Source organism: Deferrisoma camini S3R1, assembly GCF_000526155.1.
Lineage (GTDB): Bacteria > Desulfobacterota > Deferrisomatia > Deferrisomatales > Deferrisomataceae > Deferrisoma > Deferrisoma camini.
Genome location: NZ_JAFN01000001.1, coordinates 2,976,779 through 2,991,470 on the forward strand (window position 1 = coordinate 2,976,779; position 14,692 = coordinate 2,991,470).

At 68.8% G+C, this 14,692-nt stretch carries 14 protein-coding genes and 1 tRNA gene; 13 read left to right on the plus strand and 2 right to left on the minus strand.

Annotated elements, in window-relative coordinates; all coding sequences use genetic code 11:
• Positions 1-13 precede the first annotated feature (13 nt).
• The 5 genes from DEFCA_RS0113100 (at position 14) to DEFCA_RS0113120 (ending at position 1,663) form a co-directional block, all read left to right on the plus strand.
• Positions 14-244 carry a hypothetical protein gene (locus tag DEFCA_RS0113100; protein ID WP_025323475.1) on the plus strand — a complete coding sequence of 77 codons (231 nt, stop codon included), beginning with the start codon at positions 14-16 and terminating at the stop codon, positions 242-244.
• Positions 241-498: a type II toxin-antitoxin system RelE family toxin gene (locus DEFCA_RS0113105; protein ID WP_025323476.1), complete on the plus strand. Its 258-nt coding sequence runs from the start codon at positions 241-243 to the stop codon at positions 496-498. Before DEFCA_RS0113100 ends, DEFCA_RS0113105 begins: the two co-directional genes overlap by 4 nt.
• A gap of 219 nt (positions 499-717) precedes the next feature.
• Positions 718-927 carry a hypothetical protein gene (locus DEFCA_RS0113110; protein WP_025323477.1) on the plus strand — a complete coding sequence of 70 codons (210 nt, stop codon included), beginning with the start codon at positions 718-720 and terminating at the stop codon, positions 925-927.
• The gene (locus DEFCA_RS0113115; protein WP_025323478.1) at positions 911-1,177 is read left to right on the plus strand and encodes a type II toxin-antitoxin system RelE family toxin; all 267 of its coding nucleotides are present in this window, start codon (positions 911-913) and stop codon (positions 1,175-1,177) included. Before DEFCA_RS0113110 ends, DEFCA_RS0113115 begins: the two co-directional genes overlap by 17 nt.
• A 192-nt stretch (positions 1,178-1,369) precedes the next feature.
• Entirely contained in the window at positions 1,370-1,663 is a 294-nt protein-coding gene (locus DEFCA_RS0113120; RefSeq protein WP_025323479.1) for a hypothetical protein, read from the plus strand.
• 228 nt (positions 1,664-1,891) lie between these two features.
• Here DEFCA_RS0113120 and DEFCA_RS0113125 read toward each other — a convergent pair whose 3' ends face one another.
• Positions 1,892-3,091: an IS4 family transposase gene (locus DEFCA_RS0113125; protein ID WP_025321572.1), complete on the minus strand. Its 1,200-nt coding sequence runs from the start codon at positions 3,089-3,091 to the stop codon at positions 1,892-1,894.
• A gap of 1,010 nt (positions 3,092-4,101) precedes the next feature.
• Between DEFCA_RS0113125 and DEFCA_RS0113130 the strand changes: the two genes are divergently transcribed.
• The 4 genes from DEFCA_RS0113130 (at position 4,102) to DEFCA_RS0113145 (ending at position 7,439) form a co-directional block, all read left to right on the plus strand.
• On the plus strand, positions 4,102-4,350 hold the full coding sequence (locus DEFCA_RS0113130; protein WP_025323480.1) for a helix-turn-helix transcriptional regulator: 249 nt from the start codon (positions 4,102-4,104) through the stop codon (positions 4,348-4,350).
• A gap of 7 nt (positions 4,351-4,357) precedes the next feature.
• Entirely contained in the window at positions 4,358-5,506 is a 1,149-nt protein-coding gene (locus DEFCA_RS0113135) for a DUF7146 domain-containing protein (RefSeq protein WP_084319183.1), read from the plus strand.
• The gene (locus DEFCA_RS0113140) at positions 5,503-7,026 is read left to right on the plus strand and encodes a YfjI family protein (protein ID WP_245693479.1); all 1,524 of its coding nucleotides are present in this window, start codon (positions 5,503-5,505) and stop codon (positions 7,024-7,026) included. Before DEFCA_RS0113135 ends, DEFCA_RS0113140 begins: the two co-directional genes overlap by 4 nt.
• A gap of 215 nt (positions 7,027-7,241) precedes the next feature.
• Positions 7,242-7,439 (plus strand): hypothetical protein, encoded by a 198-nt coding sequence (locus tag DEFCA_RS0113145; protein WP_025323483.1) that lies wholly within the window; start codon positions 7,242-7,244, stop codon positions 7,437-7,439.
• 230 nt (positions 7,440-7,669) lie between these two features.
• Here DEFCA_RS0113145 and DEFCA_RS0113150 read toward each other — a convergent pair.
• A tRNA-Leu gene (locus tag DEFCA_RS0113150) sits at positions 7,670-7,756 on the minus strand.
• A 158-nt stretch (positions 7,757-7,914) separates the two neighbouring features.
• On the opposite strand from DEFCA_RS0113150, the gene DEFCA_RS0113155 reads away from it, so the two are divergent.
• The 4 genes from DEFCA_RS0113155 to DEFCA_RS0113170 all read left to right on the plus strand — a co-directional run bounded on the left by DEFCA_RS0113155 (position 7,915) and on the right by DEFCA_RS0113170 (position 14,686).
• Positions 7,915-8,319: a PaaI family thioesterase gene (locus tag DEFCA_RS0113155; RefSeq protein ID WP_025323484.1), complete on the plus strand. Its 405-nt coding sequence runs from the start codon at positions 7,915-7,917 to the stop codon at positions 8,317-8,319.
• 82 nt (positions 8,320-8,401) lie between these two features.
• Positions 8,402-10,531, plus strand: coding sequence for a ribonuclease R (gene rnr / locus DEFCA_RS0113160; protein WP_025323485.1), 2,130 nt, complete (start codon positions 8,402-8,404; stop codon positions 10,529-10,531).
• Positions 10,528-12,207, plus strand: a complete 1,680-nt coding sequence (locus DEFCA_RS0113165; protein WP_025323486.1) for an ABC1 kinase family protein — start codon at positions 10,528-10,530, stop codon at positions 12,205-12,207. The genes rnr and DEFCA_RS0113165 overlap by 4 nt, the downstream gene beginning before the upstream one ends.
• Before the next feature lie 388 nt (positions 12,208-12,595).
• The gene (locus tag DEFCA_RS0113170; protein ID WP_025323487.1) at positions 12,596-14,686 is read left to right on the plus strand and encodes an HD domain-containing protein; all 2,091 of its coding nucleotides are present in this window, start codon (positions 12,596-12,598) and stop codon (positions 14,684-14,686) included.
• Positions 14,687-14,692 lie beyond the last annotated feature (6 nt).

The window sequence follows — 14,692 nt, forward strand, 5'->3', positions numbered from 1 at the left end:
GGGAGGCACCCCGATGAACGTGGAGATTCCGAAGGCGCTCCACCATCGCCTGGCCCAGGCGGCGCGAGCCCTGGGCAAGACCGAGCCCGAGTGCGTGGCCGAAGCCCTGACCGAGTGGCTGGAGGACCTGGAAGACGCCCAGGCGTACCGTGACGCCCTGGAAGAGTGGGAGCGGGACGGGCGGGCGACCGTGCCCCTGGAAGCCCTCCGGCGGGAACTCCAGGGGGACAAGGCCGACCCGTGATCTACCGCGTCGAACTGACCCGGGCCGCGGCTCGCCAGGTGAAACGTCTCCCGGCCGAGACACGGGAGCGCATCCTGGCCCGGTTGGAAGCCTTGGCCGAAGCCCCCAGGCCGCCGGGGGTGCGGAAGCTCGCCGGCACGGAAGACGGCTACCGCATTCGGGTAGGAGCATACCGTATCCTCTACCGGATCGAGGACGACCGTCTGGTGGTCCTGGTGATGCGGGTGGGCCACAGGGGGGAGGTGTACCGCTGACGAGGCTCGAATCCGGCAAAGGCCCCTGTGCCGTACCGACAGAACCGACAAAAGCCCCCGTTGTGGATCACATGGCGGTGGTTCGTGACGCACAACCCCGGTTGCTGCTCACGGCAGAACGACAAAGCGCCCCCCCCGGGGCTCCACCACGTCGAGCCCCCCACGTGACGCCTGGCAACCCGCGCCCGGACGGCCGGCCCAAGAACAGGAGGCAACCCGATGAACGTCGAGATCCCCAAGCCCATCCACAGGAAGATAGCCCTGTTGGCAAGCCGGTTTGGCAAAACCGAAAGCGACTGTGTGGTGGAGGCACTGCAGGAGTGGATCGAAGACCGGGAGGACTACCTGGTTGCGGCAGAACGTCTGAAGACCCCTGGCCGGCGCTTGACCACCGAGGAAGTGGAGCGGGAACTTGAGCTGGCGGATTGAATGGGACGAGCGGGCCGTCAAGGATCTGAAGGGCCTCGACCGACAGGCCCAAAGACGGGTTGTCCGGTACATGGCCGACCGGGTGGGAGGTCGCTCGGATCCCCGGACACTCGGCCGAGCCCTGGAGGGGCCGCTCGGGGAGCTCTGGAGATACCGAGTCGGCCCCTACCGCGTGGTATGCCGCATCGAAGACGACCACCTGGTGGTCCTGGTGGTACGGGTGGGGCACAGGCGGGAGGTGTACCGCTGACGGCGTTTCCGTTGAAACCCCATGGCAAACCCCAAATCGTTGAGACCCCATGACGACGGGGGTGAGAAGCAAAGCCCCGGGGCTCGGCACCCCGGGGCTCCACAACGCCGAGCCGCCCAGGCAACGCCAGGTAAGAACTCCTGGACGGCCAGCCCAACAAGGAGTCTAGCACGGCGCCCAAGGAGGTGCACCATGCGGCACGATCCCGTCCTCGCGACACCCACACCACAGCAACCGGATCCGCTCGACTTCCCCCACGCCCGAGCCCTGGCTGGGAAGGTGCAACGGGACTGCCGTGCCTACGCCTGCCAGGGCGTGCCCTTCACCAGAGAGGACGTGATCCAGGACGTGGTGGACCTGGAACCCGAGGTGGATCGCCGCCGCTGGTTGGATGAGTTCGGCCGCGATCGGGACCGCGTGCCCACCATCGACGGAGGCGTGGTCTGGCTCACCGACACCGAGCCCTGGGCGATCCTGGAAGAGTAGCCCCCACGGACAACATGCCCCACGGCTAGGGTCAATACTGTTCACTTTAAGATACGAACGTGTTCGCAAATGGGCTGCAGTCGCATGGGCGAGACCGTTTGGCGATGCCGAGTCGGATACGGGGTCATCTTCCGCTTCACCGCTCGCGGGTTGCGTCGACCACGACTGGACACCACTCGCTCTTCCAAAATCTCCTCCAGCACCTGCGCATGGAACGCCGCCCTGTGCTCAGGGGGGAGTGGCGACGAAAGCGGGCAGTCTCCGACGCACCACCCGCACCGTGTGAACGAAGGAAAGTTCGTCAGGATCCACATCGCCCTTGCGGGCGGCTTCATGCATGAGTCCTCGTATCGCAAAATGCGCCATCAGGAACCCAAAGAACTCCTGTCGGACGAGCTCCGGGGTCTTGCTCCGGAGCACAATCCGAGCCCCTCGGAGGTGCGTTTTCAACTCGTCGAGTGCAGTCTCGATCTCCCAGCGTTCCTGGTACAGGGCGGCCAACTCCTCTGCCGGGGCATCTTCAGGGTCGAGGATCGTGGTCACCAACCGGTACACGTCCTCTGCGCCTGGGACTCCGTCCAGTGTGTACTCGATCACCCGGACCATGACACCGCCCCGATCCTTTTGGCGAGCATAGGCGTTGGGATAGATCTTGCTCAGATAGGAACCATCGGACAGACGGCGGATGCACGGCAGGCGTGCGCTTGCCTTCACTCGCCACAGCAGATCGGCTCCGGTTGCGCAGGCCTGGGTCCACAAGGGCCAGGAGAAGAAACACCGATCGGCCAGACACAGCATCCCGGGCCGCAAGGACTCCACCACGTGCCGAGCCAACGCGACCTCGCTCGTGTGGTATCCACCCATGCGGGAGCCGAACAGCACGTGGGTTCCGTTCTCCACCAAGGAGACGAACCGGATCTGCGGATAGGCGCTCCGTCCCCGGGCGGCCTTGGGGCGTCCGAAGGCTTGTTCGTTCTCCTGAGTATCGGCCACATCCAAGGTGCTGCCGTCCAGGCTGACCAGCCGCCAGCGCCGGTACCACGCCCCTCGGGTGGCCGTTTCGGCGATCGGCCGGACGAGTTCGTTGTGCAGCCGTTCGATCGGTTCCGCCCCCAGACGGGACCGCGCTTGGGAGATGGCCGATTTTCCGGCAACGCGAACGCGTTCACGGGGCCCCATGAGCCACTGGAGACCTTCGAGCAAACAGCGGAGCACCTCTCGTGTGGACACGCTCATGTACAACGCCAGTGCGATCACATAGTAGACCACGACATGGGCAGGTAAGGCGCGCTGTCGCTGGCTCGCCTTGCCTGTGGCTTGCAGCACCTCGTGCACCTTGGGCAGGGGGAACGTTTTTGCGATGACCCCCAGCGTGATGTAATCCGTGATCCGCGTGCCTTCGGGAAGCCCTGCTGGAGTTCGAGCCATCCTTCACCTCGCTTTCCATGAGTAAGGAAGACGAGAGAAGAATAGCACGAAGGCACACTAAGTGAACAGTATTGCGGCTAGGGTCGCTCCCGAAGTCGGGCTCCCGCACCCGGCACGCCGTGGGGCTCCTTTTCTCCTTGCGGGAGCACCAAGCGGGAGGTGCGGATGCGTCCCAAGAACCCTTACCGCGGAACCGTTGTTTTCTCCCCTGACACCCCCCCACGAAAAGAGGTCCGACTCCCGCTGTTGCCCGAGGGAGCTTTTGTTCCCGGGTCGTGGGACCCTCAAACGGACGTGTTCCCCGGGATTGGACGCGAACTTCTGACTCCTTCGTTGCCCGAGACGGACCCCAATCACCAGGTGGAAACGGTACTTGTTGGGTTTTTGGCTGAACTCTTGGAACTCACGACTCGAAGCACGCAGACCTACTCCGTGGGAGGGGGGGAAGAGATCAAAGACTCCCCTTACAAGGCTGCTCTGTACTCTGCAGCCGAGATGGTTCGAGCTTGCATGGCGGGTGACCCCTGGAAGGCAGCGGCGGCGGCCTTGGTGACGGCTGCGAATGCGGCGGAGAACAACATGAGCCTCTGCATGGCGCCGGTGTTCGAGGCGTTGGACAGACACCGATCCGGCGGAAGGCCCAGGGGAAGCAAAGGACGGGTCGTCGAGGCGGTGGAAGCGGCTGCAGACAGGGGGGTGCGAAGCGTCGGGGGCCTGGTTGCATGCCTTGGCAAAGGGGTTCAGGTCCGGGCGGGAGTCTTTCGCATCCGAAATCCCGGCGATCCCAACAACTACAGGTGGACCGTTGAGGCGGATGGACGGACCATTGAGTCGGGGACCTGCACAAGGAGCACCCTAAAAACATATCTTTCCCGCACTCGCACCAAAAAGAGTTGACAGAAAAGCTTTTCCATCAACCCTTTTGGCGTCTCTGGTGTTCCACACGGTGGGGTTCTTTTGTACTGTGTGTCTCCACATGCTTCACTCTTACGCAACGGAGGCACGCAACCATGATCAAACCCGCAACCGCATCGCACAACGAGACGCCCACCAGCGAAACTGCCACCAACAACCTTCTCGTGGATCAAGACCGCGCGGCGGAGATTCTCGGGCTGAAGAACTCGGGAACGCTGGCAAACTGGCGATCCATGCGGAAAGGCCCCCGGTACGTGCGCCTTGGCCGGCTGGTGCGCTATCGGGTCTCTGACTTGCTGGCTTGGTTGGACGAACAGACCGTAGACCCCGCCGAAGCGGATTGAGGCACCGATGGTGTCCCTCAAGAGGAACGCCCCGGGGGGCAACCCGGGGCGCCATGGGACCGGTACGGGAGCCGGTCGGATACCGGAAGCATATTCCACCGTTCGTCTTGCTTCAACCCGCATTGGAAAGGGCTCCCGCCTCGATGCCGTCCGGGTTCGGGAAGCCGCCCGCGGCCTGTGGCTTGAGATTCTGCCCGTCCTGGCCCCGGAACTCGCCGACGCCGTGGAGCACTGGCCCCGGCACGGACCGTGCCCACGGTGCGGGGGGAAGGACCGGTTCCGCTTGTTCAACGACGCGGACGAAACCGGAGGTGCGCTCTGCAACCAGGAGAGCACGTTCCCAGACGGGTTCGCAGTGCTCCGGTGGCTCAAGGGCTGGACCTTCCCCGAAGCCCTGGAGGCCGTGGCCGGGGCGCTTGGGCTGGCCCACGTCACGCCGCCCCCGGGCCGTGCACCTACCCCGACCACCACGGTCCCCCGGCCAAACCGCAACGGCCGGCGACTGGCCTTCCTGCGCCGCACCTGGGCCGAGGCCCCGCCCCTGGCCGACGTGTCGGCCGCTGTGGCGTACCTGGAGGCCCGGGGGGTGCTGCCTGCCGAGTTGACCCCCATTCGAGAACTGCGTGCCCATCCTGACCTCGTGTTCAAGGACCGGGAGGGCCATACCCACGGCCGCTGGCCCGCGCTGGTCGCCATGGTGAGGAGCCCCCAGGGGCGGCCGGTGGGACTCCACTGCACCTGGATCGACCCCGCCCGCCCGGGGAAGAAAGCGCCTGTGATGCCACCCCGGAAGCTGTACGCGGTGCACGCCGGGGCGACCCGGGGCGGGGCTGTGCGCCTGTTCGCCGCGGCCGACGGGCTTGCCGTGGCCGAGGGGATCGAAACGGCCCTGGCCGTGCACGTGCTGACGGGCTGCCCGGTATGGGCCGCGCTCTCGGCTGGTGGGATCGAGCGCCTGGTGGTGCCGCCTACGGTCCGGGATGTGATCGTGTGCGCCGACCACGACCGGCACGGGGTGGGGCAGCGGGCGGCCGAGCGCCTGGCCGGCAGGCTTGTCTCCCAGGGGCGGGTGGTCCGAGTGGCTGTGCCGCCAGAGCCGGGGACCGACTGGTGTGACGTGGCCGCACGGGAGGCCCGGGGGGAGGTGGCACCATGAGTGCGTCCGAAGCGGCCCGGAGCATCCTGGAGGCCCCCGTTCGGGCCTTGCCCGACCCAGAGCCTCTTCCACCCGAGCTGCCGCCGGTGCCCGCCCTGGAGCCGGTGATGCTCCCGGAGGGGCTGCGCCCCTGGCTCGAAGATAGCGCCGAGCGCACCCAGATTCCCCTCGACTTCTTGGGAGCTGGCGCGCTGGTGGTACTCGGAGCGACCGTAGGCCGAACTCTGGCGATCCGGCCGAAGGCCAGGGACGACTGGACCGTGGTTCCCAACCTGTGGGGGGCGGTGATCGGCCGCCCCGGGCTTCTCAAGAGCCCGGCCCTGGCCGAGGTGATGCGACCTCTTCATCGCTTGGAAGCCCAGGAGGCCGAGGAACACGCCAAGGCTCTGCACCGGTTCGAGGCGACGGTGATGGTGGCCGATGAGTCGAAGAAGGCCGCCCGGGAGAGGATCCGCAAGGCGGCGCGCCAGGGCGACCTTGCCGCGGCCGAGGCCCTGGCCCTCGATGCCGTCTCCGACCTGCCCGAACCTCCTGTCCGCCGACGCTTCGTCACCTCCGACCCAACGGTGGAGAAGCTGGGGGAACTCCTGGCATCGAATCCCCGGGGCGTCCTGATCTTCCGCGACGAACTCGTTGGTTTCCTCCGGAGCCTCGACCGGGAAGGCCGGGAGGGGGCGCGGGCGTTCTTCCTTGAGGCTTGGAACGGAACCGGCCGGTTCACGTTCGACCGGATCGGCCGGGGAACAGTGGAGATCGAAGCCGCATGCGTCTCGATTCTGGGGGGGATCCAACCGGGGCCGCTCTCGCAGTACCTCAGGGCGACCCTGGCAGGCGGCGCGGGGGACGACGGGCTGTTGCAGCGGTTCCAGGTGACCGTCTGGCCGGACCCACCGAAGAGCTGGCGAAACGTAGACCGGCTCCCCGACTCGCGGGCGAGGGACGCAGCCTTCGGCCTGTTCGAGCGCCTGGCGCACCTCGACCCGGCCCAGGTGGAAGCCGAGCCTGGCGAGCCTCCGTTCCTCCGGTTCGACGCTACCGCGCAAGAGGTGTTCGACGCCTGGCGAGCCGAGCTGGAACGCCGACTCCGAGTCGGGACCGAGGCGGACGCCTTCGAGGCGCACCTGGCGAAGTACCGTAGCCTTGTGCCGAGCCTGGCCCTATTGCTTCACCTGGCGGACGGGAACACAGGGCCGGTGGGGGAGGTGGCCGTGGTGGGGGCGGTAGCGTGGGCCGACTACCTGGAAGCCCACGCCCGGCGGCTGTACGGCGTTGCCCTCGATCCGGCTCTTGCCGCGGCCCGGGAACTCGACCGCAGGATCCGCAGGGGAGACCTGCCCGACGTGTTCACGGCGCGGGAGGTGTACAGGAAGTGCTGGCGGCTTCTCGACGTCGATGGAACCCGCGCGGCCCTGGACTACCTCGTGGATCTGGGTCGGGTATTCGAGGAACCGGTGGATACCGGAGGCCGCCCGAGCGTTCGATACCGAGCCCATCCGGCTCTCGTGGGGGGTGGCCGATGAACGCCCTGAAGCGGTTGCGAACCCTGAAAAGCGCCCCGTACCCCACTGACAAAACCGACAAAAGCCCCACGGGCACCCCTTCTGTCAGTTTTGTCAGCACCCCACAGGGGCGTTTCCAGAAAACGCGGGGAGGCTCGCACCTCACCTCAACGCGCCGGAACGCCCCACCCGCTCCCCTGCCCCGGCCCGACTTCACGGCCGCGGCTCCGGCCGACGTGGAACGGATCCGCGAGACGGTGAAGGGGTGGCCCCGATCCTTCGCCCAGGGGTGGGCCGAGCTCGTTGTGAGCGCCATGGTGGCCGGCCGGGACCAGCACGAAGCCGAGCGGCTGGCGTTCCGGCCCCTGGCCGAGGATGCCCCCCTGTACCAGGCCGAGACCGGGGAAGCCTCCGCGCCGTGGCCGCCGTCGTAAACCCTGTTGCTGTTACCCCCTCCCCTGGTAACTTCTCAACCATCGGGTCGCCTGGGCCGGGTGCTCGCGTACGCTCTTCCCCCCGGAGCTCTCACACCACGCGCGCCCGCCCTGGCGGTCCGTTCTTTGTCGAGCCGTGAAAGCCTTTCGTGTTAGCCCCATGTTAGCCCGCGCCTTTCGGGCACAAAAAAGCGGGTCACCGGTCTTTCGGTAACCCGCTGAAATCTTTATGGTGCCGAAGAGAGGACTCGAACCTCCACGGGCTTGCGCCCACCAGATCCTGAATCTGGCGCGTCTACCAGTTCCGCCACTTCGGCACGGAGCGCGTTTGATACCACAGCCCCGCCGTGAGCGTCAAGCCCCTACGGCGCCTTCGTTGCCGACCCCGCATGGCGCCGCTATAATGCCGGCCATCGTCTCCCGGGCGGCGACGAGCCGTTCCCCCTCTCTGTCCCTTCCGATCGGATGACCCGACATGAACCTTACCTGGCAGGACAACTGTTTCGTGTGCGGCCAGGACAACCCCGAGGGGTTGCGCCTGGCGTTTCGGTTCGACGAGGAGGCCCGGTCCATCGAGACGGTGTGGACCCCCCGGCCGGTGCACATCGGGTACGAGGGAATCGTCCACGGCGGCCTGGTGGCCACCCTGCTGGACGAGGCCCTGGGCAAGCTCACCACACTGCTGGGCACGCCCGCGGTCACCGCGGAGCTCACCGTGCGCTACCACAAGCCCGTGCCCGTGGGCCGGCCCTTGCGGGTGGAAGGAAGGATCACCCGGGACCGGGGCCGGCTGCTCCAGGGGGAGGCGCGGGCTCTCCTCGAGGACGGCACCGAGGCGGCCACCGCCACCGCCAAGCTTCTGCGCACCCCCCGGAGCTGATGCGGGCGGGGGGGGATGACCGGCCCCGTGCCCCTTCGCTCCTCCCGCGTCTGAGCGTTTCTCGCACGAAAGGAATCCCGGCATGCCCCTGAGACCCGAAACCCTGGTGTCGTTCCTGCGGGAGAAGGCGTCCCATCCGGTCACGGCCCGCGAGCTCGTCAAGCGGCTGCGCGTCCCCAAGGCGTCGGAGCCGGAGTTCCTGGCCCTGCTCCAGAGCCTCGCGGAGACGGGCGAGGTGGTGGAGATCAAGGGCGGCCGGTACGCCCACCCCTCCCGGGTGGGGCTGGTGGTGGGCCGCCTGCAGGTCCACCCGGACGGGTTCGGCTTCGTGGTGGCCGAGGATCCCGACCAGCCCGACGTGTTCGTCAAGCCCCGGTGGCTGAAGGCCGCCATGCACGGCGACCGGGTGGTGGCCCGAATCGAGCGGCGGCCGCCCAAGGGCCCCGAAGGCCGGATCATCCGGATCCTGCAGCGGGCGAACCCCAGGGTGATCGGGGTCGTCCGGGTGCGGCGCAAGGCGGCCGTGGTGGCGCCCCTGGAGGAACGGCTCCTCCACGAGATCTACGTGGCGCCCGACGACCTCGGCGGCGCGGCCGACGGCCAGATCGTGGAGGTGGAGATCACCGCCTTCCCCACCGACGAGGCCGGCCCCGAGGGCCGGGTCGTCCACGTGCTGGGCCACCGGGGCGACGCCTCGGCCGAGGCCAAGGCCGTCGCCCTGAAGCACGGCATCCCGGTGGCGTTCCCCCCCGAGGTCCTGGAGGCGGCCGAGGGCGTGCCCACCAAGGTGCGGGCGGCGGACCGCCGAGGGCGGGAGGACCTGCGGGAGCTGCCGTTCGTGACCATCGACGGCGAGACCGCCAAGGACTTCGACGACGCCTTGGTCCTGGAGGAGCTGGACCGGGGCCGGGTGCGGCTGCGGGTGGCCATCGCCGACGTGAGCCACTACGTCACCCCGGGCAGCCCCTTGGACGACGAGGCGTTCGCCCGGGGCACCTCCACCTACTTCCCGGACCGGGTGTTCCCCATGCTGCCCGAGCGGCTGTCCAACGGCATCTGCTCCCTGAACCCGGGGGTGGACCGCCTGGCCCTGGTGGCCGACCTGGTGTTCAGCCGGGGGGGCCGCCGCCAGGAGGCCCGGTTCTACCCGGCCGTGATCCGGAGCCGCCACCGCCTCACCTACACCACGGTGGCCCGCATCCTGGACGACCCGGACTGCGACGAGGCCCAGGAGCTGGCCGACGTAACCTCCATGCTCCTGCGGATGGGCGAGCTGGCCCGGGCCGTGCGGGCCCGGCGGCGGGAGCGGGGCAGCATCGACTTCGACCTGCCCGAGGCCGAGATCGTGCTCGACGTGCAGGGCCGGCCCGAGGACATTGTGCGCAGCCGCCGCAACGAGGCCCACTTCCTGGTGGAGGAGTTCATGATCGCCGCCAACGAGGCGGTGGCCGACTTCCTCACCAAGCGCCGGATCCCGTGCCCCTACCGGGTCCACGACGCCCCGGACCCCGAGAAGCTGGCCGAGTTCCGCAAGTTCGTCCACAACTTCGGCTACACCCTGAAGGGCCGCGCCCGGGTGCACTCGAAGGACTTCCAGCACCTGCTCGCCCAGGTGGAGGGGAAGCCCGAGGAGCGCATGATCCACAACATGATGCTCCGCACCATGGCCAAGGCCGTGTACTCGCCCGACAACGTCGGCCACTTCGGGCTGGCCTCGGAGCGGTACCTCCACTTCACCTCGCCGATCCGGCGGTACCCCGACCTCATCGTGCACCGGGAGCTCAAGAAGGCGCTCCAGAAACGCCCCGCCTCCAAGACCTGGCGCCAGAAGGAACGCCGGTATCTGGAGGAGGCCTGCCCCCACCTCTCGACCCGCGAGCGGGCGGCCGAGGCGGCCGAGCGGGAGGCCGTGCAGTGGAAGAAGTGCCAGTTCATGGCCGACAAGGTGGGCAGCGAGCACTGGGGGTTCGTGGTGGGCGTGGCGAGTTTCGGGTTCTTCGTGGAGCTCGAGACCTACTTCGTGGACGGCCTGGTGCATGTCTCCAGCCTGGAGGACGACTTCTACCACTTCTCAGAGGAGACCCAGGCCCTGATCGGTGAGCGCACCGGCCGCACCTTCCGCATCGGCGACCGGGTGCGGGTCCGGGTGGACCGGGTGAGCGTGGCCCGACGCCAGATCGACTTCGTGCTCGCGGAGAAGCCCCGACCGTGAACGTCCTGGCGCTGACCCGCACCTACCGGTCCCTGGGCCGGATCCGGGAGATCGCGCTCGTGCTCTCGAAGCACGGGTTCAACCAGCTCCTCGAGCGGGCCGGGCTGGGGCGGCTGCTGCCGTTCTCCCGGCGGATCCGGGGCCGAAGCGGGGTGGCCGGGGACGTGCCCGCCCCCGTGGAGTGGCGGCTGGCCCTGGAGGACCTGGGCCCCACCTTCGTGAAGCTGGGCCAGATGCTCGCCACCCGACCCGACCTGGTGCCCCCCGCCTACGTGGAGGAGTTCCGCAAGCTCCAGGACCAGGTGCCCCCGTTCCCGTTCCAGGAGGCCCTGCGCATCGTGACCGAGGAGCTGGGAGGCCCGGCGGAGGAGGTGTTCGAGCACATCTACCCCCAGCCCGTGGCCGCGGCCAGCATCGCCCAGGTGCACCGGGCCCGCCTGAAGGACGGCACGCCGGTGGTCCTGAAGGTCCAGAGACCCCGGGTGGACCGGACCATCTCCCAGGACCTGGCGACCCTGTTCCTGCTCGCGGGCCTGGTGGAGCGCTACATCCCCGAGGCTCGCATGTTCCGCCCCCGGGAGATCGTGGAGGAGTTCGCCCGAACCCTGAACCGGGAGCTCGACTTTTTCCTCGAGGCCTCGAACATCGAGCGGTTCCGCCAGAACTTCCAGGGGTTCGAGGGGGTGGTGATCCCCGCGGTGCAGTGGGACCTCACGTCCCGACGGCTTCTGGTCATGGAGGCCATCGAGGGGCTGCCGGCCGACCGGGCCGACGCCCTCCGGGATCAGGGGCTCGACACCTCCGCCCTGGCCCGCACCCTGGCCCGGGCGTTCCTGAAGCAGGTGTTCGACGACGGCCTGTTCCACGGCGACCTGCACCCCGGCAACGTGATGGTCACCCCCGACGGAAAGGTGGCGTTCCTGGACTTCGGGGCCGTGGGGTACCTGTCGGAGGAAGCCCAGGAGGGGCTGGGCGAGCTGTTCCTGGCTCTGGTGAGCCGGGACTACGCCCAGATGGCCGAAGGGTTCGTCCGGCTGGGCAGCACCGAGGACACCGTGGACCTACGGGCGTTCCAGCGGGACCTGAAGGAGCTGATCGAGCCCTACTTCGGCAGGCCGCTCAAGGACCTGCGGGTCGGCCACCTGCTCCACGAGTCCTCGGAGATCGCCCTGCGCCACCGGGTGCGGGTGCCCCCCGACCTGATGCTGCTGGCCCGCTCCATCCTGACCGTGGAGGGCCTGGCCCGCACCCTGGACCCGGACTTCGTGGTGCTCGACGAGGCGGTGCCGTTCGCCCGGCGGCTGCTGGTGCGCCGGCTCGACCCCCGGCGGCAGGCCCGGCTCGCCTACCGCACCATCCGGGATCTGCGCGAGCTGATCCGGTCGGTGCCCGGCCAGGTGACCCGGATCCTCCAGAAGCTCCTGGAGGGCAAACTGGCCGTGGACTTCGTGCACAAGGGCTACGAGCCGCTCCTCCACGAGATGGACCGGTCGTCCAACCGCCTGTCGTTCGCCATGATCGTGTCGGCCCTGATCATCGGGTCGAGCCTCATCGTGCTGGCCGGCCGGGGGCCCCTGCTGTGGGACTTCCCCGCGTTCGGGATCTTCGGGTTCCTCCTGGCGGGGGTCCTGGGCTTCGGGCTGGCCATCGCGATCCTCCGCTCCGGAAAGCTCTGAGACCGGGCCCCGTTCCCCCCCATCCGTTTCCCAGTAACTTCGGTCGACGGTCTACGGTTAACGGTCGTCGGTCTGGGGCTTTCGGCCCGCTGGAGAGCTGGGCGGCCGGGCGGCCCTCGAGCCGCGCCAAAGCTCGGAGGGCAGGGGGGCGGGTGGTGTGCCGGCCGCGGGGCCTCTTCCGTCCCCCTGCGATCTGTGGTACCCAGAAGTCTCGTCAGGTCCCTGCAGGGCCCTGCTGCGTCTCACGTAGCCGGGCAGGTCCCGCGCGCGGCTCTCACTAGGCCCCATGCCCGGAGAGCACCGGCGTGCCATTGGGCCCCTGACCGACGACCGTCGACCGTCGACCGAAGGCACCACGCATTCACCCCATCTCCCCGAGGAACCCGAAGTGACCCAACGCTTCACCCGAGAGAAGGAACAGATCCTCACCCAGTACATCCTCCACCACGAGCTGGAGGAGTCCCAGGTGGGGGAGCTGGCCGAGCGGCTGGACCGGGCCCTGGCCCGGGCCGAGCAGCTCCACGCGGGTCAGCGCCGCAAGACGGGGGAGGAGTACATCTGGCACCCGGTCCGGACGGCCATGGAGGTCAGCCGGTACGGCCGGATCGTGGACTGGGCGTCGGTGGAGGCGGCGCTGCTCCACGACACCCTGGAGGACACCGACTACCCCTACGAGGAGCTACGCCGGGAGTTCCCCGAGGCCGCCGACCTGGTGGCGGCCCTCACCAAGATCAAGGACAGCCGGGTGCTCACGTACCAGCGGCTGTTCAGCTACGTGCTCCAGGACATCCGGGTGCTCCTTGTCAAGCTGGCCGACCGGCTCGACAACCTGGAGAGCCTGGGGGTGTTCCGTCGAGAGAAGCAGGTCCGCATCGCCCGGGAGAGCGCCGAGATGTACGCCAACATCTGCCGGCGTCTGTGCATGACCGACCTGGCCGAGCGGCTCACCGAGAAGATCGGGCCCATCCTCTACCCCGAGGCGTTCGAGGCGTTCCAGGCGGCCCAGGAGGAGATGCGCAACGGCTGGGCCCGTCCCATGGAGGCCCTGCGGACCCGGCTGGCCGAAGCGTTCCCCGGCGACCTGCAGGCCCGGATCGAGTTCCGGTGGAACCGGTTCCGGCCCGACGTGACCCCCACCAGCGAGAACCTGTTCACGGTGCGGATCATCACGGCCGGCTCGGAGGACGCCTACCGGGCCCTGGGCCGGGTGCACACGGCCTTTCGGGCCCTGCCCGGAGGGTTCTCCGACACCCTGAGCGTGCCCCGCAAGAACGGGTTCCGGGCCCTGGAGACCCGGGTGTCGTACCAGGGCCGGATCCTGAGCTTCTACCTCGCCCCGGCCGCGGCCGACCGGTTCAACCGCCTCGGCCTCCTCTCGATGGACATCACCAGCCCCGAGTTCAACCTAGAGTATCTGGAGGAGCTTCGGGAGTTCCTGGAGAACGAGGACATGGACATCCAGGACTTCCTGCGGTTCCACAAACCGGACGCCATCCAGGTCACGAGCCCCCGGGGCGACGTGTTCAGCCTGGAGGAGGGGGCCACCGCCCTGGACTACGCCTTCGCCGTGCACGAGCAACTGGGCCTGCGGGCCCGGGGCGCCCGGATCAACGAGGAGGAGGTCCCCCTGGAGACCCAGCTTCGGCCGGGGGATCGGGTGGAGATCCTCACCTCGGACCAGCCCGTGGCCGACGACCGGTACCTGGCCTGGGCCCACTCCCGGAAGGCCCTGTCGAGCCTACGGCGGTACATGCGGCGCCGCGAGGCCGAGCGGGCCGCGGTCACGGGCCGGCAATGGGTGGTGGAGACGGCGCGCAGCCGGGGCCTGAGCGAGCGCCAGGCCGAGGAGCGGGCGGCCCAGCGCGCCCAGGAGCTCGGCGAGATCCCGGTCCAAGAGCTGTACCGCCGGGTGTGCCTCGGCGAGGAGGAGATCGACACGGTGCTCGGGCCCGCGCCGGGCGGAGGCCGCCTCTCCCTGTTCCGCCGGAAGCGCTCGGCCCCCACCCGCCGGGTGCGGCGGTACGTGTTCGACGACCCCCACATCCGGTTCTGCCCGGTGTGCGCCCCGGTGGAGGGCGACGAGATCGTGGGGGTGCCCGAGGAGGGGCGGCTCCGGGTCCACCGCACGGTATGCGACCGCCTGCCCAAGGGCGGGGGCGTGCCCCTGGCCTGGGACCGGGGCAGCCGGGGCGACCTGCGGGACCCCGGCATCGTGGAGCTGGAGGTGACGCTGGAGGACGGACCCGGGGTGCTCTACGGCGTGCTCTCGGCGTTCCGGGACCTGGGGCTCGACATCCAGCGGATCCGTCTGCCCCGGGGCAACGAGCTCCTGACCGCCCGGATCCAACCCGGCAGCGACCGCACCCTGAACCGCCTCATCCGGGCCCTCCGGCGCAAGCCGGCCGTCAAGGACATCCGGGTGTTCCCGGTGCTGGACCCGGCGGGGGACACCCCGCCGGGTCAGGGCGGGCCGGGGTGATCCCCG